The organism is Streptomyces sp. cf386, assembly GCF_900103585.1.
In the GTDB taxonomy this organism is placed as follows: domain Bacteria; phylum Actinomycetota; class Actinomycetes; order Streptomycetales; family Streptomycetaceae; genus Streptomyces.
The window spans coordinates 398634-420347 of record NZ_FNHV01000001.1; the positions used below are offsets into that span (position 1 = coordinate 398634).

Consider the following 21714-nt stretch of genomic DNA (forward strand, 5'->3'; position numbering starts at 1 on the left):
TCCCCCGGTTCTTATCGCTTGGACGCGATGGTCAACTGGCCCTCGTTCACGTCCACTTGGTTCCCGCGCAGAATGACCTCCGCGCCGAGGCCGTTGGAGATCACGATGGTTTCCTTGGTGATGCGGATGTACGCCCCGCCCTGGGCCTGCAGCAGGATCCCCTGATCGGGGCCCGGCGGGTCGCTCATCACGATCTTGTGCGCCTCGGGTGTCTGCACCACGACGGGCTTGGCCTGCGACGCGGGCTGCACGAGACGGCGGGCGTCGGGCGGCAGCTCGCCCTGGTCCCCGTACCAGCATCCCGTCCACACCGGAAAGCTGGGATCGCCCTGCTCGAACTCGACCCACACACCGGCTCCCGGCGCCGGCACCACGAACTGGCCCGCCTGCGGTCCGGTGAACGGCAGACAGGGCAGCGCCCAGGTCGACGGCTCGTCACCCAGGACGTCGGGTACCTCGACGGTGATCCGGCCGATGTGCAGCGGATCGTTGTTGTCCACGACTCGGCCGCGGAACTTGCCGAGGTAGCGATTGCTGGGTGCCGCCATGTGAACTGCTCCTGGTCGTGACTGGTCGTGATGGTCGGTTCGGGGTGGATCAGGGGTGGATCAGGGCCTGACGTAGGCGCTGCGCGCTTCGAGCCCCTCTCGCGACAGCGTGAAGTTCTGCTGGAAGGACCCCTGCCGCAGGATGTGCGTGACGGACTTGACGAAGTAGTCGCCGTCGTACGTACGGCCCGAGCCGCGCACACCCACCAACTGGCGCGGCTGCAGGATGTAGCCGTGCCGGTTCACGTCGAGCGAGCCCGAACCGGAGACGACGTCGGCGGACACGGCCGCGCGCGCGAGGAGCTCGGCCTCGGCCTGTTCGCGCTGATGCTTGGCGGTGCCGGCGAGGGTCCTGCGCTTGAGGGCCGGGGTGGGGCGCTTGCCGAGCGGCGGGCGCAGCGGGCTGATCGGCGGCTGGGGCAGGAGCGTGGACTGCCGGGTGCCGGGGTCCTGCCAGCGGGCCTGCGGCTCCTCGCGGGCCGTCCCGTCGTAGGCGAACGTGAGCTGGTCGACGGTGGAGTTGGCGTCCATGTTGACGTTGAGGGCGTGCTGGCGTACGCCGAGGCGCACTTCGGGGCCCCAACGGGCCGAGGACTGGCCGGGGTTGGGGCCCGGCTCCAGGTAGAACGTGTAGCCGTTCGCGCGGGCGAGCTCGTTGATGTACCCCAGATCGGTGCTCGTCTGGTAGTGGACGCGGAGGTCCTGATGCGGCGGCTGGCTCACCTTCTCGGTGTAGACGTCGGGCCGGATGCCGTAGTCGGAGTAGCGGCCCAGGATGGCGAGGACGCGCTGGGAGGGAGGGAGGTTGGGGTAGCGGTCGGTGCGCTCCTCCAGGTCCATCAGGAGGCTCAGGTCCTCGCCGGTGACGGTGAGCGTGGAGTGCCCCGGCTGGTTGCTGGCCCCGACCTCCTGGCGCACGACGAGCCCGTCGAAGAGCACCTCGGGGGTGCCGCGGACGGTGACGGTCACGATGAGCCGCGTCTTCGGGTCGAAGTATCCCTCGGGCAGGAGGGTGCGGCTGATCAGCCCGTTCTTGGTGAGGTCGAAGGCGAGCTGAAATCCGGAGCGCTCGCCCGCGGTGGCGGTGATCTGGGCTGAGAGGAGTGCCTCAGCGACCTCCGCGGGCACGGGCTTGGCCAGCTTCGGCCCCATGTGCAGGGTGATGTGAACGGGGCCGCGCCCCACGGGCAGTTCAGCCACGCCGCACTCCCTGCCGGAAGTGCCCGGCGAGCGGCACCTCGACCTCGCGACCGGGCTCGTCGGTGAGTTCCCGCGGATCCAATACCGGGTTGGCGTCGGCGATCTGCCACCACTGGCCGGGGTCGCCGAAGTAACGCTGCGCGAGCAGGTCGGGCCGCTCACCGGTACGGACGATATGCGTCTGCGTGTCGTCGCCCGCCTCCTCGATCGGAGGCAGCAACCGTCGCTTGGCGTACCGGACCTCGGTACCGTCCGGCAGCCGGTGCACGCCGATCTCGGCATCGTGGTACCGGCTGGTGCGGGGGTACGGGTGGGCCCCCGGTATCGCGTCAAGCGCGTTCTCGTACGGCTCGATGTCAGCCATGGCGTTCGCTCCTCAGCCCCTTCCCACCCCGACGCCACCGGAGCCCAGCCCCAGCGACCCGATCCCCGCGGTGCGCGCGGCGGCGGCGAGGCGCTCCTTCTGCGCGAGATGCGCGTAGTACAACTCGGCACCCGGGTGCCCCAGCGGCAGATCGCTCACGGTGAGCACCTTGAGCCCGATGCTGAGCGAGGCCCGGATCGGGTTGAGGTTCACATCGAACGCGGACTCGTTGATGGACAGTTCGGTGAGCCGCACAGGCATGACCCGCTTGCTCCCCCAGGTGAAGAGGGTGAGCGGCATCTCGATCGGAGAGATCTCGATGGTCCCCTTCTGCGACTGCCGGCTGGCCTCGCGGAGTTGCGAGGACGTCGGCTGCACGAGCATTTCGAGCACGGCGAGCTGCGGGTGGATCCCGTCGGGTGCGGCGATCTCGAACTGGTCGGTGGCGTCGATCTCAGCGGTGAACTTCCAGGTCTCCTGGGCGGGGCCCTTGAGGCGGAGGGCCTCGTTTCTGTCCCCGTTCCCGCTGCCTCCTCCACCGGAATCGCCGCTGCCTCCTGCGGACTGGGGCGAGAGGCTGCGTTCCAGGGTGTCGGGGTTGAACTGGAGCACGATGATGCGTTGGGGGGTGCCGGTCTCGGGGTCGAGCAGGACTATTCCGGAGCGGATGGGTTTGGGGATGTCCTGATATCTGGTCACAAGCGCTCCGAAAGTCGCTGCCGAAGGGGCTCGTAGTCGTGTGCGGGAAATACCTCAGGAAAGACTTCAAGCATGGATTTCAGATTGGTGGCTGACCCCACGAACTCACGGGATGCAAGCGGCGCTTCAGTGAAGAGGTACTGCCATCCGGAGGTCCCCTTGGTGACCAGGATCGCATCGAGATACTGGCAGTAGTCGACATCCATCTTGAAGGTCCCGTGCGCCGGGTCGTAATACCAGATTTCCGGGCTGTCCACGCTTGGCTGAAGCCTGATGGCCGCAAGGGCTCCCGTGCCGCTTTCTGGACGATCGTCCAGAACTCGCAGCTGTTCGTAGAGTTGCCGCTCGGACGTCGAGGAACTGGCGCTGGCCAGTGGAGGGGTGGGCGTGCCCAGGGCAGCAAGCAGGTAGGACATGCGCATTTCACCGGGGAAGGCCACACCTCCGGCCTCGTACCGCCAGTGGCACCAGAATTGCGAGAATCGCATGTAGCAGCGCTGCAGCGACGAACGCAAGGGCATGTCGAACCAGTCGGCGACCAACTGGAAGGCGCTTTCGGCATCGCCGAACTCGTCGGCGATATCACCCTGATTGTCGATGTCCACCTCGATACCAGGAGCGCCCCTCAGCTCATCCAACATCGCCACCAGATTCTCTTCAAATTCTGTCATTTTCGTCACCTTTCTTCCTTGGTGGCTCCTCAGTAATCGATATTACCAAGTTTATCCTGGTCCTCAATTTCCTTGATGACCCGTTCGAAATCATCCAGCGGGCGCCCGATCTTCGGCGGATATGTAATTCCTGAGCCCGGCGCCGGCTTCCCCTCATGCCGCCTCAGCCTGGCAATCAGATCACCGATTCCAGTGGAGTCCCTTTCGGCTGCCAGCTTCCTCAGTACTGTGACGTACCCCGGGGTCGCGTTGAACTTCTCGATAATGTACGCCGGAGACTCACTCACGTCATTCACTCGAACCTTGCGTGCGCCCGAAGGAGACGGGATCACATCGGAGTGGCGCTTCTTCCCCCCTGACACTTCGGGCATCTCCTTCCAAGTCTTCCCATTTTGGTAATAGAAGTTCCAGCTGCTAGTGATGCGCTGCGGGAAATTTTCAAACGGTGCGGGATGGAAATTGACCACCGTCTTGTACCAGATCATTTTCCGGTCACCCTTACGTGCAATGTCCGCGGGTTCCTCCACCTCGTCCTTGAAGTTGTTGTTGATTCGAAGCGGAGCAGGAACCAGGTTGGATCCGGAGGCGAGGCCGCCGAATCGTTCGGTAAGCAGGTGCATCCTCAGGAAATAGTCCGGGGCCGCATACAGCGAAGTGCTGTAGCCCAGCGGATTCCCCGGCCGGTGCGCATCTGATTTTTCCCCGCGAGGTGTGTTCTTGCTGATGTAATGCGTCTTGGTCTCTTTCGGGGCACGGACGTTGTCCGCGAACGGGGGGAAGATCGTCGGGGGGAGGTCGTCTTCGCTCGCGTTCCTGACCGCCATCACTTGGGCGAGCTTGGTCATCTCTCCGCGCAGGAGGTTCAGTTCGGCTGGAGAGGTGGCGGTTGTGAACCTGCGCCTACCCGACGCCTTGTTGGACCTATCTGGTGACATTCCGTTCTGCAGTCGATTTACACCACCTTGGAGTTGCTTGGACCTGTTGAGGGCCCACTCCTGTCGTTCCCGTTCCGGGCCGTCCGGCATGGTTTCGATTTCCTTGCCCCAAGCATGGAAGAAGAGGCGCAACGATTGGGTGACACTGTGCACCTCAAGATCCGCACTCTTGGTCCGCCCGTTGAAGGAGAGAGTGTGGACCTCGCCATTCGCCATACGGAACCGCACCCGCGGTAGTGGAGGTTCCTGCTGGGACAACTGGGATTCTTCTTCTTCCTTTCTCTTCTCCTTTGCGTCCTCGCTCTTCGGTCGCCCGGGTTCGTCCTTGTCCTTGCCGTCACTGTCGGGGTCCTTCTTGCCCGGACTGTCGTTGTCCGACGGGTCCTTCTTGGAGTCGGGATCGGGACGCTTGTTGTCGGGGTTCGGACTCTTGTCCTCGTTGCCCTTGTTCTCGTCCTTCTTCGTGCCGTCCGGCCCGTCCTTCTTGCCCGGATCCTGCTTGGGCTTCGCCGGTGGAGTCGGCTTGGTGTCAGGCTTGTCCTTGTCCGGCTGCTGGTCCTTGTCCTTCGGATTGCCGTTCTTGTCCTTGGACGTCGGGGGCGTCGGCTTCGTGGACGTGTCGCTCGGGGTGTTGTTCTTCTTGTCGTCGGGCTTGCCGTTGTCCTTGCCGGGCTTGTTCGTGGGGCTCTTGGGGTTCGTCGGCTTGGGGGACGGGGCGTCGGTGTCCTTGTCCTTCGGCTTTCCGGGCTTCGTCGTCGCCGGCTTCTTGTCCTGGGGCTTGCCCGGTGCGTCCTTGTCCTTCGGCTTGGCAGGCGCGCCCTGGTCCTTGGGCTTGGCGGGAGCGCCCTGGTCCTTCGGCTTTCCAGGGCCGCCCGCGTCCTTGGGCTTCGTCGGGGGCGTGACCTTGGCCGGGGGCGTCTGCGTCTTCTCTGGAGTCGACGAGGGCTTGTCTTTGTTGGAAGCCGGCGGGTCGCCCCCGCCGTCCTTGCCCTTGTCCGTGCCGCCGCCCTTGTCCTTGCCCAAATTGGCAGCGACACCCTTCAACCGCTGGCCCACCTTCGACACGTACTTGCCGATCCCGCTGAGGATCAACTCGTAGGCCATCTCCAGCAGAACCACGATGCCCGCCGCGATCGCCTTGGCGAAGAGGACGCCCGCGCCGCCCTGGCGTACGGACTTGAGCCACGTGATGACCGCGCCGATCGCCTTGAGGATCTCGCCGAGGGAGCCGATCGCGGCCTGGATGGCCTCCAGGATCGCCGCACCCCAGCCCGCGCCGGGGATCAGCTTCGCCAGGACCTTCGTGATGACGATCTCGCCGATGATGAACGGGAGTTGGGGGACGATCGCGTCCCACACCTCCTTGGCGATCTTCTCTAGGGTCCAGCCGCCCTTCATGAGCTTGTTCCAGACGGCTTCGGTCAGGCCGGTGATCTCCTTGACCTTGTCGTTGAACCACTGCTTGACCGCGCTCTTGACCTCGTTGAAGAGGTGGTTCTTCGCGCCGTCGTACGCGGAGTTCTTCGCGCCGCTCAGCCAGCCGCCCGGGTCGGACAGGATGTCGACCAGGATCATCATGAACTCGCCGAACGCGGCGATGAACTTCGTCGCGAAGTCGAGGACCGCCTTGAGGGCGTCCTTGCAGGCCTTCAGGACGTCGAGGAGCATCTTCTTCAGGACGTTCAGGATGTCGCTGAGAAGCTTCGCGATGGACTCCAGCAGATCCTTCATGATCTGCTTCAGCGCCGCGGCGAGCTGGGTGACGAACGCGAGCGCCGCGTTGATCAGGTCCGTGATGAACTTGCGGATACGGCGGGCGATTTCGATGACCGCTTCCACCAGGGACGTGACGAACTCGATCAGGTCCTCGATGAACTTCTTGATCATCTCGACGATGCCCTCGCGGGCCGCGTTGATCCAGCCCTCGACCGTCTCCTTGAACTTCTTCAGGGCCCCGATGATCGCTTCACGGGCGTCCTTGATGATCTTGACGATCTTGTCCCGCAGCGCGATGAACTGTTCCTTGATCCAGTCGAGCGCCTTGGACAGCCAGTTCTTGGAGTCGTCGGTCTTCTCGTCCTTCTTCTTCTCCGCGTCCTCCTCGGCCTTGGTGCCCTTGTCCTTGACGTCCTTGTCGCTGGTTTCCTTCTCCTTGTCGACGTCCTTGTCGGTGTCCTCTTCTTCCTTCTTGACGTCGTCGCGGATCTTCTTCTCGCGGTCGGACTTCTTCGTGCCGAGCTTCTTGAGCTCTTCGTCCTGGTCCTTGGTCCAGTCGGAGCGCTGCTTGTCCACGTCCGTCAGGACGCCCTCGCGCTTGCCCGTCTGTTCCTTGGTGTTGGACTGGACTTCCTTGTCGACCTGCCGCTTGTGCTTCTCCTGGCCCGTGCGGGTGTCCTGGGTCTTCTTCTCCCGGCCCTTGCCCATGTCCTGGCGGCCGTCGCTGAGCGCCTTCTTGAACTGCGGCTTGCGCTCGTGCTCGGCCACTTCCGAGGCCGCTTCGGGCGGTACGGCACCGGTACCCGCACCGCCGCCACCGACGACCGACTTGCCGCCCTGCCCGGCCGGCACCTTCCCCTCGAGCCGTTCCTTGGGCGCGTCCGGGTAGACCTGGTCCTCGCCCATCTTGCGACCGGCGTCGTCGGCCCCGGTCTCGGCGGCCTCCTGGCTCTTGTCGTCGGTGTTGCCGCCCTGCTCCTCGGCCTTGTCGTCGGCCTGGCCCTGCATCTCCACGCCCGGCGCAGTACCGTTCTGCGCCTGCTTCATGGCCTCGTCCTTGGTCGGCATCCCGGCGAACTGCGCGGCGAGATCCTCCGCCGTCACATCGAGGCCGATCAGGTCGCCCGCCCAGCCGAGGGCATAACCCGCCATCATCCCGACCTGGTCGAAGAAGTCGGGCTCCTCCATCTCCTCGGCCTCGATCTTGCCCTCGGGCTTCTTCTCGCCCTTGACCTCGGCCTTCTCGTCCTCTGCGTCCTCGGCGCGCGCGGCCTTGTCCTCGTTGTACTGTGCCGCTTCCTCGGCGTCCGGCTTACCGTGCAGGGTCTTCGGGGCGCCGGTGGGACGGTCCATGGCGGGCGGCTTGGACGCCAGCTGCTTGTGTTCCTTGCCGACGTCCTTGTCCACGGCGCCGCCGACGCTGTCCATCGCCTCGACGGCCTGGTGCGGCTTGAGGTTCGACGCGGTGGCAAGGCCCTCCTCGGGGGAGCCACCGGAGAGGTCCGGCGCCGCCTTGGACGCCTTCTTCGCCTTGGACGCGGAGGCCTTGCCTCCACCCGTGGAGCCGCCCTTCGGGGCGCCGCCGCCTCCGCCGCGTGTCGGCGCGGGTGCGGCCCGGGAGCCGGAGTCGTCCCCGACACCGGAGTCGGCCTTGCTCTCCGGCTGCGGTGCCTGCTCCTTGGACTTCTCCGTCCGCGGTTCCTGGGCCCTCGGGCTCTGCTTCTCCGTACGGGAGGACGAGCGCGACTCCGTACGCGAGCCTGAACTCGCCGTGTCCGAGCTTGAGTTGTCGCTGCCGGAAGGCTGGCTGGAGGTCGAGCCGGACGGCGACGTCGCACCGCTGTCTGCCGAGCTGTCGGAGTCGGTCGTCCCGCCGCCGGACGCGGACCCGTCCGAAGTGGCGCTCCCGCCCTGGTCCTTGGGTCCCTTCGACTCCTGCGGGCCAGGGGACTCCTCGGCCTTCGCCGCACCCGTGGTGCCCTCGCCGGACGCCGCCTTCTCCCCCTCCGCGGCCGTCTTGGCCGTGTCCGACGGGGACTGGGTGGCCGAGGTGTCGGAGCGGGACTGCGCGGAGCCCTTGTCGCCGCCCGACGCCTTGTCGCCGGGACCTCCCGCGGTCGGCGTGCCCTTCTCGTCCTTGGCGGCCTGCTCGGCCATACCGCCGCCGGTCTCCTTCGAACGGTCCTTGGCCTCCTGCGTGTTGGCCTCGGCCGCAGCCGGACCCGCCTTGGGGTCGTCGCCCAGTTTGGGATCCTTGGAAGCCACGCCCGGTGCGGGCTTCGGCTCGGACTTCTCCTCGGGGTCGAGCTCGCTCTCCGTACGGCGGCCCTGCTCCGCCGCCTCCTCCTCTGCGCCCGGCACGGGCGGGGAGTCGTCGGTGCCCGGGTCGTCCTTCTCCGCCGCCGCCTCGCGCTCGGCGTCCTCCTCGTCCTCCTGCTGACGCTGTGCCTGCACCTTTTCGGCCCTGGTCGGCGGCGGCGCAGAGAAGGAGGGGGTGGGCGGGGCGGAGTTCCCGGCGGACTCGTCGATCTGGTCGGAGGTCGGCACGTTCGACACGTCGAGGTCCTGCTCGGGAAGGAAGTCCTCCGGCCTGAGTTTGATGTCCCACGCGCTCGGCTCCCCGCCGCCGACCTCCACCTCGGAGTCGCCGCCCTGGGCGGGGGACTCCTCCTTCTCCTCCTCACCCTCCTGGTCCTGGGCGCGTGCCCCGTCAAGCGTGCTGGCACGGCCGGGGAACCCGTCGTCCTTCCCCGTGTCCGTAGCGGTGCCCTCGTCGCGGCCCGGCGCGTCCTTCTTGGCCGCCTCGGTCGCGGCGGCGCTCTCGCGGGCCTTGGCGGCTTCGTCCTCGGCGTCGGCGCGCGGGCCTGCCGCCTCCTCCTGGCCGGCTTCCTTCTTGGCCTTCTCCTCGGCCTGCTTCGCCCCGGCCCGGTCGCCGTCCTTCCCGCCGCCCTGCTTCCCCTTGTCCCCCTTGTCCCCCTTGTCTTGCTGCTGGCCCTGCTGTCCGCTCTTCTCCGCGCCGGACTTCTCGCCCTGCTTCCCGGCGGCCTGCGCTCCGGCATTCCCGCCGGCCGCTGCCTCCTGCTGCCCCGGCTTCTGCTCGGACTGCGCGGCGGGCGAAGTGGGCTGCTCGCCGTCCCCCTTGGGGCTGGAGGCGTCCCCGCCCGTCCGCGGGTCGGACTCCTTGTCGTCCTCCGCCTTCCCGGCGTCCGCGCCCGGAGTGCCGCCCTGCGGGATCGTGCCGCCCGCGTTCTCGGGCGTACTGCCCGCGGCGGGAGCGGTGTCGCCGGCCCCGGAGTCAACGGACTGCTTCTCCGGGCCGGGAGCGGGCCCCGTCCGCTCGGTGCGCTGCTGCTCCTCCTGGGCGGCCTCCTGCTCCCTCTCCCGCTCCGCCTGTACGTCCTCGGCCGTGTCCTCCTCGACCTCCGGGGCGAGGAGGCCCCGCTGCCGGGCGGTGGCCTCGCTCTCCGCCTGGCCGTCCTCGGCGATCTCCGTGACCAGGTCCACCACGAAGTCGTGCTCGGAGGTGAGCAGCCGGTGCTCCAGACGGTCCAGTACGCGCTCCTGGAGCTCCTCCGAGAGCGGGGCCAGGGAGGCGCGGACGCGCTGCGCGCTGTCCGTCGGATCGCTACGGATGGACCGGATGACCGTGTTGGCCAGGCGGTCGACCAGCGTGGCGGGGTCGAGGTGTTCGAGCCGATTGCGGTCGGCGTGGACGGTGGTGTACCGCATCCACGCCGGAGTGCTGGCCTCCGGGGCGACCTCGGGTGCCTGCTCGCCGCGCGCCACGGCCTGGGCGGCGTCCTCGGCGGCGCGCTCGGCCGACTCGTGCGGCGCGCTGACCTGGCCCAGGTCGCGGCCGGCCGCCAACGCGCCGCTGGCGAACGGGTGTTGGATCGTGTGCAGCAGCTCATGCGCGAGCAGGGCGCGGCCCTGCTCCGTGCCCGGCTGGTACTGGCCCTCGCCGAAGAAGATGTCCCGGCCCACCGCGACCGCGTCCGCACCCAGCATGCCGGTGAGAGCGCTCGCGTCGCGGTCGGTGTGCAGGCGTACGGAGCCCAGGTCGTGGCCGAGCTGCTCCTCCAGCTCCCGGCGCACACCGGCGTCCAGCGGCTGCCCGGCCCCGCTGACGATGCTCTTCGGCTCGGGCGCACGGTTCTTCGCCGCGCGCTCCTTGCGCTTGCGGCGGCGCTCGGCGGCGGCCTGCTCGGCCGCCTGGGAGTCCTGAGCGGCGGAGTTCGTCATCGCGTCACCTCCCCACGGCCCGAAAGCCCCGCGTGCACCGCGCGGGCCAGCTCCTGGCCGAGGCGGCGCGCGGACAGCCCGGCGGGCATCGGGGGCAGTCCCGACACCCCGTCCACCGACACGGCACCGTCCACGGCCAACGGCACCCCGTGTTCCCGTACGAGACGGGTCAGCTCCCGCTCGAACGACGCCGACACGCGCCGCGGGTCCACGGACGAGCCGAAGCCGTCCAGGACCAGCTCGCCGATGTCGACGCGGATCTCGCGCGGCTCGGGGCGACCGGCCGCGCTCTCCCGGTATGGCCTGTTCACACCCATCCGCGGACCTCCGTCGGCGTCAAGGAGCGTTCCAGCTTGGAGTATTCGGTGCGGGCCGCGGCGAGCATGTGCCGCATCTGCAGCCGGTCGCCCTCCTCGGCGGCGAGGAACGCGCCGGACAGGGCGATGTTGCGGATCGAGCCGCCCGCCACGGTGAGTTGGGCGAGGAGCTCGGGTTCGATGCCCTTCGACGGGGTCTGCGCCGGAAGCACCCGGCGCCAGATCTCCGCGCGCTCCTGCTCGGCCGGGAACGGGAAGTCGACGACGAAGCGGATACGGCGCATGAAGGCCGTGTCCAGGGCCTTCTTCATGTTGGTGGTGAGGATGGCGAGGCCCCGGTAGGCCTCCATCCGCATCAGCAGATAGCTGACCTCGAGGTTGGCGTACCGGTCGTGGCTGTCCTTCACCTCGCTGCGCTTGCCGAAAAGCGCGTCGGCCTCGTCGAAGAGCAGGAGTGCACCGCCGGCTTCGGCGGCGTCGAAGACCCTCCGGAGATTCTTCTCCGTCTCGCCGATGTACTTGCTGACGACCTGCGACAGATCGATGATGAACAGGTCCAGGCCCAGCTCCTTGGCCATGACCTCGGCGGCCAGGGTCTTGCCCGTGCCGGAGCCGCCCGCGAACAGTGCGGTGACGCCGAGGCCGCGGCGCAGGGTCGCCGCGAACCCCCACTCCTGGTGCACGGTGGCCCGCTGCCGCACGTGCGCGACAATCTCCCGCAGCACACTGGTCTGCCGCTCGTGCAGGACGAGATCGTCCCAGCCCGCCTCGGGCTCGATACGGCGGCCCAGTTCGTCCATCCCGATCCGGGCTTCGTTCAGCCCGGCCCGCCAGGCGAGTCCAGCGGCGTCCAGCTCGTCCTCGCCGGGCAGATCACGGCGTACGGCGGCAGCGGCGGACCGTACGACATGCGGTGCCAGCTGGAACTGTGCGACCAGCGACCGCAGTTCGTGCTCCCCGATGTCGACGACGTCCCGGAACGCGCCCACCCACAGGCCGAGTTGCTCCTCGTCGTCCAGGCGCGGCACGGCCACCCGGTCGCCGTGCGGCCGGTCCGACTGGCGCGGATCGCGGCTCGACACGACGACGGGAACGGCGGCCCCGGTCAGGAACGCGTCGGTGGCCGCGTGCTGGTCGCGGTCGAGCTCGCCGATCTCGACGAGCAGCGCGGCGGGCAGCAGGATCGCCTCGCGCTGCCACAGCCGAGCGAGCCGGTCGCGCTCCGCGGCGTCGGTGGGGATGTCCTCGGCGCTCATCGCGTACAGCCCGAGTCCGGACCGGGCGGCCGCCGCGGCGGCGATGTCCGCCCGGCTGCGCAGATCGCCTCCGACAACCTCCACGAGCAGAGGCGCGTCCGGGCGGGCGGCGGTGCTCCAGCCGGCGGCGACCCGGCTCGCGGCCAGGTCGTACGACGGCGGCAGCTCGTCCGGCACCGAGGTGCGGCGCAGTTGGCCGTGCAGCCGGGCGTCCAGGTAGGGCGAGCCGAGCAGGAAGTGCAGGATGCGTTCGTCGAGCCGCAGCCGGGACAGCGTCAGGCGCGACTCGTCGTCCAGCTCCACCATGCGCCAGCGCCGCAGCGGTGCCACGGGCGTCAGGGCGCTCCAGTGCGGTTCGCCGAGGGCGGCCAGGGCCAGTGAGAAGGTGGGGTAGGCACGCTCCGGGTCACCGCTCGCGGCGGCGCAGCGGGCGGCGGTCGTGGCGTCCAGCTCGTAGGCGGCGGTGAGGAGTACGAGGTCCCGTTCGAAGGCCGTGAGGCCGAAGCAGGTGACGAGCGCGTCGAGGGGCGCGGTCGCGGGGGCCGTCGGGTCCGGTACGTGTTCGACGTCGGCGGCACGACCGCGGGAGCCGTCATCGGGCTCCGCTGCCGTGTCCGTACCGGCGGCCGTGCCCGGTTCGGCCGCGCGCGCCGCGTGGGCGTCGACACGGGCCAGGACGCGCCGGATCTCCGCGAGCAGCGTCGGGCTGCCGCCCGGTGCGTTCACGGCACCCGTCCGATGCGTCCCCATGTCCTCACCTGCCCCCGTCGTCCCCATTCCGCCTCAGTTCTCCGCGCCCTCGGGGCCACCCGCCGAGGAGGAGCCCGGTGACGGGTCCGGCGAGGGGTCCGAAGAAGGCGCGGCACCCGTGCTCCTGGCGGTGCCGCGCGCGGACTTGGCCGTCTGCGCCGTCTTGCTGCCGGGCTGGGCATCCTTCCTGGCGCGGGCAGGTGCCTTGGCAGGCGCCTTGGCCGCGGATTTCGCGGGCGCCTTGGCCGAAGCCTTCGCCGGCGCCTTCGCGACCGCCTTGCCAGGCGCCTTCTCAGACGTCCCCTCAGGCGCCTTCCGGGCCGGTTCTTCCGCCGGCGTCCCGCTCTCCGCGGAACCCGCCTCGGGAACCGGCCCATCGTTCCCGCTCCCCCCCGACGCCTCCGCCCCGCCGCCCGGCGGCACCGGCGCACCGGGCGCCCCGAACGGGAGCACCCGCGCCGTGTACCGCTCCACCGGCTTCGCCGGCACCGGCGTCTCGCGGCCCTCGATGAAGACGAGGGCCGCCTGGTAGACCACCGAGAGGGCGTACGGCGTCTGGTGGAGCATCCCCCACAGCTTCGACGTCTCGTCGATGTCCATGACCGTCGGCGTGAACCGCACGCGCTGCGCCGCCTCGGCGAGGTCGCTGCCCGCCAGGTACGGCTTCTCTCCGGCCTGTTCGATGACGTCCTTCGGCAGGATCGGGATCTCGTGCAGGGTGCGCACCACGCCGCCGATCAGCCGTTGCCCGACCAGCTCCGACTCCTCGCCGTACGCGCTGATCAGGTAGTGCAGGTCCAGTGCCGCGACGGGCCGCTTGCGCAGGGTGCCGTCGGTGGCGCGGGTCGGCAGGTCGTTGCCCCGCTGCGAGACGTTGGGCGTGACCTGGTAGCAGAACACCGAGATGGTGGGCTCGGACGGCGGTTCCGTCGGCGGTTTGCCCAGCTCCATCTTGACGGCCTCGTCGAACTCCGGCAGCAGATTGGATGCGATCAGCACGGAGAGGGCCTGGGTGACATGCGCGATGGCGAGTGCGTTGCTCATGGCGTCGGTTCCTCGGTTCCTCGGTCTGTCATGTCACTCCCGCCCTCGCGCCAGATAGTCGGCCAGGCTCAAGGTCGCCCCCGAACGCTCCCTCGCGGGCGTCCGCTGCCGGCCCCCGCCGGACGGTGCCGGTCCGGCCGTCACCTCCAGCCGCCCGATCTGCACCTGAACCACCTGCTCCGGCGCCTTGCCGGGCCGCCGGGCCGCGGCCTGCCGTACGGCGTCCCGTGCCGCCGCCGTGTCCGCGGCGCTGGGCCGCAGGGGGGTGGACACGGCGGCGGGCGAAGCGACGTCCCTGCCCGGGGGGTTGGGCATGGGCGCCGCGCTCTGGGTGGAGTCCCGCTCCTGCCGCCCCCGGCCCACCGCCCGGTGCGCGGCGTCGGGCGTCGGGCGCGGTCCCGTCGCGACCGGTGCGACGGGGCGCAGCAGCGGCGTCTCGGGCAGGGCCCTCGGGGCGGGCCGCGGCGCCGGGTCGGACGGGGCGCGTTCGGTGCGTACGACCGTCCGCTCCCGCTCCGTGTGCGGCCGGGCGGCGTGCGGACCCGGGCGCGGCGCCTCCACCGGCCGTACGTCCGACGGCGTGGTGGAGGGCCACAGCAGGTCGGTCCCGTCGTCCGGGCCCGGTGTCGTGGCCCGTACCGCCTCCACCCGTTCGAACGGGCCGGGCTGCCGGGGCCGTACCCGCACCACGCCCGGGCGGGGACCGGCGGCGGCCGGGGCGTGCCGGGCGATCAGCCGGTCGAGGAAGTCGGGAACCGGCGCCCCTTCGGCGTCAGACATCCGCACACAGCTCCAGGTAGTAACGGCGCCGCAGCGGACTGAGCGCCAGGATCTCCGGCTCGCTCCAGCCGTAGGAGGTGGCGAGCAGATGGACGTCGAGCAGCAGGTCCCGGGCCCAGGTGTCCAGTTCGGTCCAGAGGTAGGAGGCGATGTCGAGCTCGGCGCGGGTGGCCTCGCCGCACTCCGGGCAGGCGATGTTGAGCGTCACGTCGGCCCCGGGGTCGGCCGCCTCGACGGCCTCGGCGATCCGGCGCTGGACCGGGACGGGCAGGTCACCGGGCCCTGCGTCCGTCCCGTCGCGCACCGCCGAGACGAGGCACCGGGCGAGCAGGGCCGCGCGCGGGTCGGCCGCCCGGGCCGCCGCCGTCAGGTCGGCGACACCGGGCAGCCGGAACACGACGTCCCAGCCGTCCTGTCGGACCCGCACGACGGCCCCGGCGGACGAAGCCGACCCGGCGAACGAAGCGGTCCCGACGGACGAAGCCGACCCAGCGGACGAAGCGGCCCCGGCGGACGAGTCGCGCCCGCCCACCGAACCGCCCTGCCCGCCCGTCGAACCGCCCTGCCCGTCCCCCGACCCGCCCCGCCCGCCCAGCGACCTCGCGAACTCCCCGGCGTCCAGGTCGAACTCCATGTCCTCCCCGCACGCCGAGCACGCCAGCCGCACCTGCATCCGCTCCCCGAACAGGGCGCGGCGCAGCGCGAACAGGTCGGCCTCGCGCTCGCCCACCGGCAGCACCGGCAGGCTCGCGACGTCGACGTCCGGGCGGGCCGTGCGGTGCAGCAGCAGGGCGCGCCCGGAAGGTGCCTCGGCGAGGCCAGCCTCCCAGGTGGCCAGCAACTCGACCGCCCCCGTGATCGTCATCTCGTCCCCCCTCAACTACCCACTGATCAAGCGGGGTTGAGGAACGACGGCTCCTCCGGCTCGGGCACCTCGTAGTCCCGCTCCCAACCCTCGCACTCCAGCTTCAGCGACTGGATGGCCACCGCGTTGGCGTTGGCGTCCAGCTCGCCGAGGACCTGGTACTCGCTCGGCCAGGTCCGGTACAGCTTGTGCGAGACGGCGACCTGGCCGGCCTCGTTGAGGACCTGGATGACGATGTCCTTGCGGAAGTCGGCGAGGGACACCTCGGAGCCGAGGCCCGCCCCGACCTGCCAGACCTTGTTGGCCCAGCGGTCGAACTCGGGGTCGTGGGTGACGCCGCGCTCCAGGGTGATGCCCTCGAACTCGGAGCGGCCCGGCGACTTGCGGGGCGACGACGGGTCGCCTCCGTGCCGGTGCTTGACGACTTCCGTCGTCCGCTTGAGCGGACTGATCTTGCTGATGCCGGCGACCGTACGACCGTCCCACAGGACCAGGAACTTGAAGTTCTTGTAGGGGTCGAAGCGATGCGCGTTGACCGTGAACTCAGCCATCGGATTCCTTCAGTTCTCCACGATTCCCGGCGCTTAGAGCGCGAACTGCCCGGACGTCTGCTGGATTTTGACGATCACGAACTCCGCCGGCCGGACCGGTGCGATGCCGACGAGGACGTTGACGATGCCGTTCTCGATGTCCTCGGCGGTCGTCGTGTCGCTGTCGCACTTGACGAAGTACGCCTCGCGCGGGGTGCCGCCCTTGAAGGCGCCCTGACGGAAGAGCGTGTGCAGATACGAGGACGCGGCGAGCCGGATCTGCTGCCACAGGTTCTCGTCGTTGGGCTCGAAGACCACCCACTGCAGGCCCCGCTGGAGGCTCTCCTCGACATGCAGCGCGAGGCGGCGCACCGGCACGTACTTCCACTCGCTGTCGAGCGCGTCCGAGCCCTCCAGCGTGCGCGCGCCCCAGACGACCGGGCCGGTGACCGGGAAGGTGCGCAGGACGTTGACGCCCAGCGGGTTGAGCAGCCCGGCCTCGCGGTCGGTCAGGTTGACCGTCAGCGAGTGCACGCCCGCGAGCCGCGCCTCGGTGCCGGCCGGGGCCTTCCACACACCGCGCTCGGAGTCGGTGCGCGCGATGACGCCGGCGATCGCGCCGGACGGCGGGAAGGAGCGCAGCCGGCCCGTGAGCGGGTCGGTGAGCTGCAGGTGCGGGAAGTACAGGCCCGCGTGGTTGCCGCGTACGGCGTCGAAGGCGGCGAGACCGGCCCGTGCGGTGTCGACGCTGACCCAGGTGCTGGGGGCGTCGACCAGCAGGAAGATCCGGCGCTCGGCGGCCAGACGCTGGGCGGCCGAGATGACGGTGAGCGCGTCCTCGACCTTCTCGTACGCCGCGAGTTCCGGCAGCGCCAGCAGGTTGACGTCGGCGACGCCGCGCAGGGCCTGGATGCCGGTCTTGTCGGCCTCGGAGCCGATGAGGTCGCGCGGGCCCGGTGCCTCGCCGTCCTCGCCGCCCTCCAGCGGGAAGACCGGCGGGTTGACGGAGGCCTCGAGACCGAGGTCGTTGGCGCACTCGCCGAGGAAGCGGACGATGTCCTCGGGGTCGGTGGAGCCGGCGACGACCTGGATACGGCGGCCGAAGGCGGTGACCTCGGCGCCGGCGAAGGCGTGCTTGCCGGGCGCGTCGGGCAGGGCGCGCAGCTTGCGCTCCAGCAGCAGCGCCAACTCGGCGACGCTGCACGGGGGTTCGCCGTCGCAGTCGGGGTCGTAGAGCTTGAACTCGCGCTCCACCTCACCGATCTTGACGGTCAGGTCGACTTCCAGGTTCGGCAGTTCGTCACCGAAGGGCTTGGAGACGGTGCCGGACGGGTCGGGACGGCCCTCGCCGACGACCTCGACACGGATCAGCTTCGAGCCCGCGTTGATCACGGTCTGCGCGTAGCGGCCGTGCGAGGAGTCCATCGACAGGCCGGTGAAGCTCTCGCGGGCGTCGCCCTTGGCGTCGTAGACACGCAGGTTGAACGTCTCGTCGGGGCACGGCGTGTCGTGGTCGACGGCGACGCGCAGGCCGTTGCCCCAGACGCCGGGCTCCTTGGCGTGCACCTCGAGGACCGGGCCCTCGCTGTGGCCCTCGGTGGACTTGAGGGTGACGCAGGCGGCCTTGCCACTGCCGGCCTTGGCGACGCGGACGATGACCGCGATGGTCCCGCCGTTGCCGAAGAACTGGTGGACGGCGTAGCCGACGGCGCTCTGGGCGCTCAGCCCACCGAAGCGGCGCTCGAACTCCGCGAAGCTGTTGACGCGTACCGGCTCGTTGAGCGGACCACGTCGGGTGTGGCCCACAAAGGCGGTCACGGACGTGGTCAGGGTCGAGATGGTGCGGGTACTGCTGGGAAGTTCCTCTACGTATACGCCGGGATACGTCGGCTTGGCGGCGCTGACCGCGCTCATCGGCATTCCCCCTCCTATCCCTGTCTCGGGTACCGGACAAAGGCACCAAGAGATGGCAGAGGGAGGCATTCCCGACCCGGGGCACGACGACGCCACTCACACGAGCGACGCGGACACGTGCACCGCACCAGTTCCCCCGTCATCACCGTGGGCGATCGACCGCACGGCTCAAGCAAACGCGCTTGTGACTCCTGATGCTCAAGTGCTCAACCCACCTTCACGTGTTCGAAGTTGACCGAGCAAGGCGCCTTCAGGCCACCCCAGAAGGGGGTTTGGTGAAGACGCCCTCGCGACATCCACACATCACGCCTGCGCGCCCCGGCCAGGTGGTTCACAGATTCCGCACGCAGAGGGGTGTCGCGGAACCCCACGCGGGCTCCCGACCCCGCCGAAGGCCTGCTACCCACACCGTTCGACTGGTCGCACGTCCGTGCGCCTCCCCGAGTCGTACACAACGCGCCGTGGCTGGTTTTCCGGGGGTGACGCAAACCCACCCCCTTCGTCGATCGCGCTTTATAGGGCCGGTGAAATCTCGCAGCCATGTCTTGACATACGGCTGAAACGATTCGTAGCTTGGCCGATCATTTAGATGCGTGAAGTGAGTTCACGCATGTGAACCACCGAACCAGAACCACCTGGGATCCACGGAGTGTGCCCATGCGCGATCGCCGACGAAGTCGCCGCCCGGCCGCCCTGCTCGTCGCCGCGGCGCTCGCGTTCGGAACGGCCGCGTGCGGCTCCGGTTCCGGCAGCGCGGGCAGCGACGACCCGAACACCCTGGAGGTGTGGACCCGGAGCAATCCGGACTCCGCCGCCACCTATGACCGGGTCTTCGCCGCCTTCACCAAGAAGACCGGCATCAGGATCGACTACCAGCCGGTCATCAACTTCGACCAGCAGCTCCAGAGCCGGGCGTCCACCAAGGACCTGCCGGACGTCATGATCAACGACACGGCGCTGATGGGCAGCTACCAGAGCCAGGGCCTGCTCAAGCCGATCGACCCCGCCTCGATCGCGGGCGGCGACCAGATCACCGACAAGTCCTGGTCCTCCACGGTGGGCGTCGACGGGAAGCACTACGGCATTCCGTACTCCCGCCAGGCCCAGACCCTGATGATCCGCACGGACTGGCTGAAGAAGCTTGATCTCAAGGCGCCGACGACCTGGCAGGAGATGCTCTCCGTCGCCAAGGCGTTCGCCACCGAGGACCCGGACGGCGACGGCAAGGCCGACACCTACGGCATCGTCGCGCCGGGCAGCGCCCAGAACGGCTACGCCGCCTGGTGGGGCGCGAGCTTCCTGTGGCAGGGCGGCGCCGAGATCATCGAGTCGGACGGCAAGGGCAAGTACAGCCCGGCCATGAACTCCGCCGCCGCGGTGAACGCCGTGACCTGGATGAAGGACAACCTCTTCTGCGGCGAGAAGGGTGTCCTCCAGCCCGGCGCGATCACCGCCGTCACGTCGACCGCCACCAACTTCCAGGACGGCAACGCCGGGATGTACATGACCGGCCCGTACAACATCACCACCTTCGACGGCACGCTCGGCAAGGACAAGTACGAGGTCGTCCCCGCCCCCTCGGGCCCGGCCGGCGGCGATGTGCTGGCCGACGGCGAGAACGTCTACCTCGGCGCCAAGACCGGCAAGGACAAGCAGGAGCTGGCGCTGGCCGCGTTCCTGGTCTCGCCCGAGGGCCAGAAGATCGCCATGACCAGCGTCGACGGCCACCAGCCCGTCGTCCGCATCCCGGTGAACTCCACCCTGGACGCGGCCAAGGTCCGCGGCGACGCCCGCTGGAGTGTCGTACAGAAGGCCTACGAGGACGCCTCCCAGCAGTTCCCGAACGCGCCGGACTTCGCCCCGATCAAGCAGGACACCGCCGACGCGCTCAACTCGATCTTCACGTACTGCGGCGGTGACGTCCGCTCCCAGCTGGGAGAGCTCAACGAGACCCTCGCCGGTGACCTCAAGGACCAGGACCTGCTCAAATGACCGCTACCGTCCCCGCGCCCGCGGCGCGCAGAGGCCTCGGCAAGAGGGCCTTCAACAAGAAAGCCGTCGTCCCCTGGCTGTTCCTGGCACCCGGCCTGCTGCTCGCCCTCGTCTTCAAGTTCTGGCCGATGGCCAAGGGCGTCTGGCTCAGCTTCTTCGACGTACGGCCCTTCCTCGGCGACCGGTGGATCGGCCTCGACAACTACACCCGGGTCCTCACCGACCACCGCTTCCAGGACGCCATCGGCCACACCCTGGTCCTGGGCATCGGCCAGTCGCTCGGCGCCATCCTCCTCGGCTTCGTCCTCGCCCTGCTGCTGGAGGGCCAGGCCCGCTCGCTGAAGATCATCCGTATCGCGGTGTTCCTGCCCGCCGTCACCGCCACCGCGGTCGTCGGTGAGCTGTGGCGGCTGATGTACTACCCGACCTCCGACGGCCTCCTCAACAGCGGTCTGCACCTGCTCGGGCTCGGCCCCGTTCAGTTCCTCGACAACCCGGGCATCGCGCTGTACTCGACGATGGCCATGGGCATCTGGATCTGGGCCCCGTACAACATGGTGATCATCCTCGCCGGTCTGGCGGGCGTGGACCGCTCGCTGTACGAGGCGGCGGCGATGGACGGCGTCTCGCTGTGGCAGCGCCTTCGTCACGTCACGCTGCCCGCGATCCGTCCGGCGCTGATGATCGTGCTCACGCTCGCCACGATCCGCGGACTGCGCGTGTTCACCGAGGTCTACGTCCTCACCGGCGGCGGCCCCGCCGGGTCCACCGACGTCTGGATGACCCGCGCCTACACCCTCGGCTTCACCCGCAACGACATCGGCGGCGCCTCGGCGGCCTCCGTCGTGCTGCTCTGCGTGACGCTGCTGCTCACCGTCACGATCAACTACCTCCGCAAGAGGGGAGAAGCGCGATGAGCGCCCCCGTCATCGACCCCGTCCGGCCGGCGGCCCCTGACTCCCCGGCCGGACGGAGCACCAAGGCACAGCGGACCACCCCGGCCCGCTTCGACACCGCCCTCGGCTGGAACGACAAGCCCGGTCCCGCCTGGGCCCTGAGGATCCTGCTCTGTCTGATCGCCCTCGGCGTCTTCGCTGCGCCGTTCCTGACGATCTTCTCGGGCGCCCTGACGACCAACCCCAGCGGCTCCTCGCTGTCCTTCCTGCCGCACGACAACACGCTGCTGAACTTCAAGGTGGCGGGCGAGCGCGGCATCTGGGACTACCTCGGCAACTCACTCGTCATCGCGGGCGGCGGGCTGTTGCTCCAGCTCGTGGTGTGCACGCTCGCCGCCTACGCGCTGGCCCGGCACAGGTTCCGCGGCCAGGCGCTGATCATGATGCTGTTCATGATGACGCTGATGCTCCCCGAGGAGGTCATCGCGATCCCCCTGTCGCTGGTCCTCGGCGACGTCCCGGTGGTTCACCTGGACCTCAAGGGCACGGTCTGGGGCGTCATCCTGCCGCTGGGCGCCTGGGGTTTCTCGGTGATGATGCTGACCGAGTTCATGCGCGACATACCCGACGAGATAGAGGAGGCCGCCCGCCTCGACGGCGTCGGCGTCGGCGTCGGCGTCGGCGTCGGCGAGCTGAGGATGCTGTGGCAGATCGTCCTGCCGTTGTGCAAGCCCGCACTCGGCGTGGCCGGCGTCCTCGGCTTCATCATGATCTGGGACCAGTACCTGCTGCCGCTGATCGCCTCCAAGGACCCCACCGACTACACGGTCACCGTCGCCCTGTCCATCCTGCGCACCGACCCCGAGGTCGGCTCCGGGGTGGTGCTGGCCGGCGCGGTCATCGCCCTGATCCCCAGCCTGATCGTCTATCTGCTCCTCCAGCGCTCGCTGGTCACCGGCATCGCCGCCGGGGCCACGAAGGGCTGAACCACCCCC

16 protein-coding genes are annotated in these 21714 nt (G+C 69.3%); 3 read left to right on the top strand and 13 right to left on the bottom strand.

The window, feature by feature from the left end; translation table 11 throughout:
* Window positions 1–11: 11 nt before the first annotated feature.
* Genes BLU79_RS01720 through BLU79_RS01780 form a run of 13 tightly spaced genes read right to left on the bottom strand, consistent with a single transcriptional unit; the run spans window position 12 to window position 17837 of the window.
* Window positions 12–548, bottom strand: a complete 537-nt coding sequence (locus BLU79_RS01720; RefSeq protein ID WP_093903755.1) for a phage baseplate assembly protein V — start codon at window positions 546–548, stop codon at window positions 12–14.
* A gap of 60 nt (window positions 549–608) precedes the next feature.
* Window positions 609–1748, bottom strand: a complete 1140-nt coding sequence (locus BLU79_RS01725) for a hypothetical protein (RefSeq protein ID WP_093903756.1) — start codon at window positions 1746–1748, stop codon at window positions 609–611.
* Entirely contained in the window at window positions 1741–2112 is a 372-nt protein-coding gene (locus BLU79_RS01730) for a LysM peptidoglycan-binding domain-containing protein (protein ID WP_093903757.1), read from the bottom strand. The genes BLU79_RS01725 and BLU79_RS01730 overlap by 8 nt, the downstream gene beginning before the upstream one ends.
* Before the next feature lie 12 nt (window positions 2113–2124).
* Window positions 2125–2811, bottom strand: coding sequence for a hypothetical protein (locus BLU79_RS01735; RefSeq protein ID WP_093903758.1), 687 nt, complete (start codon window positions 2809–2811; stop codon window positions 2125–2127).
* A complete protein-coding gene (locus BLU79_RS01740) occupies window positions 2808–3482 on the bottom strand; it encodes a hypothetical protein (RefSeq protein ID WP_093903759.1) in 675 nt (224 codons plus the stop codon). The genes BLU79_RS01735 and BLU79_RS01740 overlap by 4 nt, the downstream gene beginning before the upstream one ends.
* A gap of 29 nt (window positions 3483–3511) precedes the next feature.
* Window positions 3512–10375, bottom strand: coding sequence for an eCIS core domain-containing protein (locus BLU79_RS01745; protein WP_093903760.1), 6864 nt, complete (start codon window positions 10373–10375; stop codon window positions 3512–3514).
* Window positions 10372–10692, bottom strand: a complete 321-nt coding sequence (locus BLU79_RS01750) for a hypothetical protein (protein ID WP_093903761.1) — start codon at window positions 10690–10692, stop codon at window positions 10372–10374. The genes BLU79_RS01745 and BLU79_RS01750 overlap by 4 nt, the downstream gene beginning before the upstream one ends.
* Entirely contained in the window at window positions 10683–12698 is a 2016-nt protein-coding gene (locus BLU79_RS01755; RefSeq protein WP_256333096.1) for an ATP-binding protein, read from the bottom strand. The genes BLU79_RS01750 and BLU79_RS01755 overlap by 10 nt, the downstream gene beginning before the upstream one ends.
* Before the next feature lie 33 nt (window positions 12699–12731).
* Complete coding sequence (locus BLU79_RS01760; RefSeq protein ID WP_093903763.1) at window positions 12732–13742, bottom strand: Pvc16 family protein; 1011 nt, start codon at window positions 13740–13742, stop codon at window positions 12732–12734.
* A 33-nt stretch (window positions 13743–13775) separates the two neighbouring features.
* Entirely contained in the window at window positions 13776–14522 is a 747-nt protein-coding gene (locus BLU79_RS01765; RefSeq protein WP_093903764.1) for a hypothetical protein, read from the bottom strand.
* Complete coding sequence (locus tag BLU79_RS01770) at window positions 14515–15387, bottom strand: hypothetical protein (RefSeq protein WP_093903765.1); 873 nt, start codon at window positions 15385–15387, stop codon at window positions 14515–14517. Before BLU79_RS01770 ends, BLU79_RS01765 begins: the two co-directional genes overlap by 8 nt.
* Window positions 15388–15413: 26 nt before the next feature.
* A complete protein-coding gene (locus BLU79_RS01775; protein ID WP_004003113.1) occupies window positions 15414–15938 on the bottom strand; it encodes a phage tail protein in 525 nt (174 codons plus the stop codon).
* Window positions 15939–15971: 33 nt separating this feature from the next.
* Window positions 15972–17837 (bottom strand): phage tail sheath subtilisin-like domain-containing protein, encoded by a 1866-nt coding sequence (locus tag BLU79_RS01780; protein WP_093903766.1) that lies wholly within the window; start codon window positions 17835–17837, stop codon window positions 15972–15974.
* Between the two features lie 651 nt (window positions 17838–18488).
* On the opposite strand from BLU79_RS01780, the gene BLU79_RS01785 reads away from it, so the two are divergent.
* The 3 genes from BLU79_RS01785 to BLU79_RS01795 are packed head-to-tail and all read left to right on the top strand — an operon-like array spanning window position 18489 to window position 21705.
* Entirely contained in the window at window positions 18489–19823 is a 1335-nt protein-coding gene (locus tag BLU79_RS01785; protein ID WP_093903767.1) for an ABC transporter substrate-binding protein, read from the top strand.
* On the top strand, window positions 19820–20740 hold the full coding sequence (locus tag BLU79_RS01790; RefSeq protein ID WP_093903768.1) for a carbohydrate ABC transporter permease: 921 nt from the start codon (window positions 19820–19822) through the stop codon (window positions 20738–20740). Before BLU79_RS01785 ends, BLU79_RS01790 begins: the two co-directional genes overlap by 4 nt.
* Window positions 20737–21705: a carbohydrate ABC transporter permease gene (locus BLU79_RS01795; protein WP_093903769.1), complete on the top strand. Its 969-nt coding sequence runs from the start codon at window positions 20737–20739 to the stop codon at window positions 21703–21705. The genes BLU79_RS01790 and BLU79_RS01795 overlap by 4 nt, the downstream gene beginning before the upstream one ends.
* Window positions 21706–21714: the final 9 nt, after the last annotated feature.

Bases quoted from the DNA above. Each gene is read 5' to 3' on its own strand.
- BLU79_RS01720 (WP_093903755.1), bottom strand. From the start codon at position 548: ATGGCGGCACCCAGCAATCGCTACCTCGGCAAGTTCCGCGGCCGAGTC.
- BLU79_RS01730 (WP_093903757.1), bottom strand. From the start codon at position 2,112: ATGGCTGACATCGAGCCGTACGAGAACGCGCTTGACGCGATACCGGGG.
- BLU79_RS01740 (WP_093903759.1), bottom strand. From the start codon at position 3,482: ATGACAGAATTTGAAGAGAATCTGGTGGCGATGTTGGATGAGCTGAGG.
- BLU79_RS01745 (WP_093903760.1), bottom strand. From the start codon at position 10,375: ATGACGAACTCCGCCGCTCAGGACTCCCAGGCGGCCGAGCAGGCCGCC.
- BLU79_RS01750 (WP_093903761.1), bottom strand. From the start codon at position 10,692: ATGGGTGTGAACAGGCCATACCGGGAGAGCGCGGCCGGTCGCCCCGAG.
- BLU79_RS01755 (WP_256333096.1), bottom strand. From the start codon at position 12,698: ATGGGGACGCATCGGACGGGTGCCGTGAACGCACCGGGCGGCAGCCCG.
- BLU79_RS01760 (WP_093903763.1), bottom strand. From the start codon at position 13,742: ATGAGCAACGCACTCGCCATCGCGCATGTCACCCAGGCCCTCTCCGTG.
- BLU79_RS01765 (WP_093903764.1), bottom strand. From the start codon at position 14,522: ATGTCTGACGCCGAAGGGGCGCCGGTTCCCGACTTCCTCGACCGGCTG.
- BLU79_RS01770 (WP_093903765.1), bottom strand. From the start codon at position 15,387: ATGACGATCACGGGGGCGGTCGAGTTGCTGGCCACCTGGGAGGCTGGC.
- BLU79_RS01775 (WP_004003113.1), bottom strand. From the start codon at position 15,938: ATGGCTGAGTTCACGGTCAACGCGCATCGCTTCGACCCCTACAAGAAC.
- BLU79_RS01780 (WP_093903766.1), bottom strand. From the start codon at position 17,837: ATGCCGATGAGCGCGGTCAGCGCCGCCAAGCCGACGTATCCCGGCGTA.
- BLU79_RS01785 (WP_093903767.1), top strand. From the start codon at position 18,489: ATGCGCGATCGCCGACGAAGTCGCCGCCCGGCCGCCCTGCTCGTCGCC.
- BLU79_RS01790 (WP_093903768.1), top strand. From the start codon at position 19,820: ATGACCGCTACCGTCCCCGCGCCCGCGGCGCGCAGAGGCCTCGGCAAG.
- BLU79_RS01795 (WP_093903769.1), top strand. From the start codon at position 20,737: ATGAGCGCCCCCGTCATCGACCCCGTCCGGCCGGCGGCCCCTGACTCC.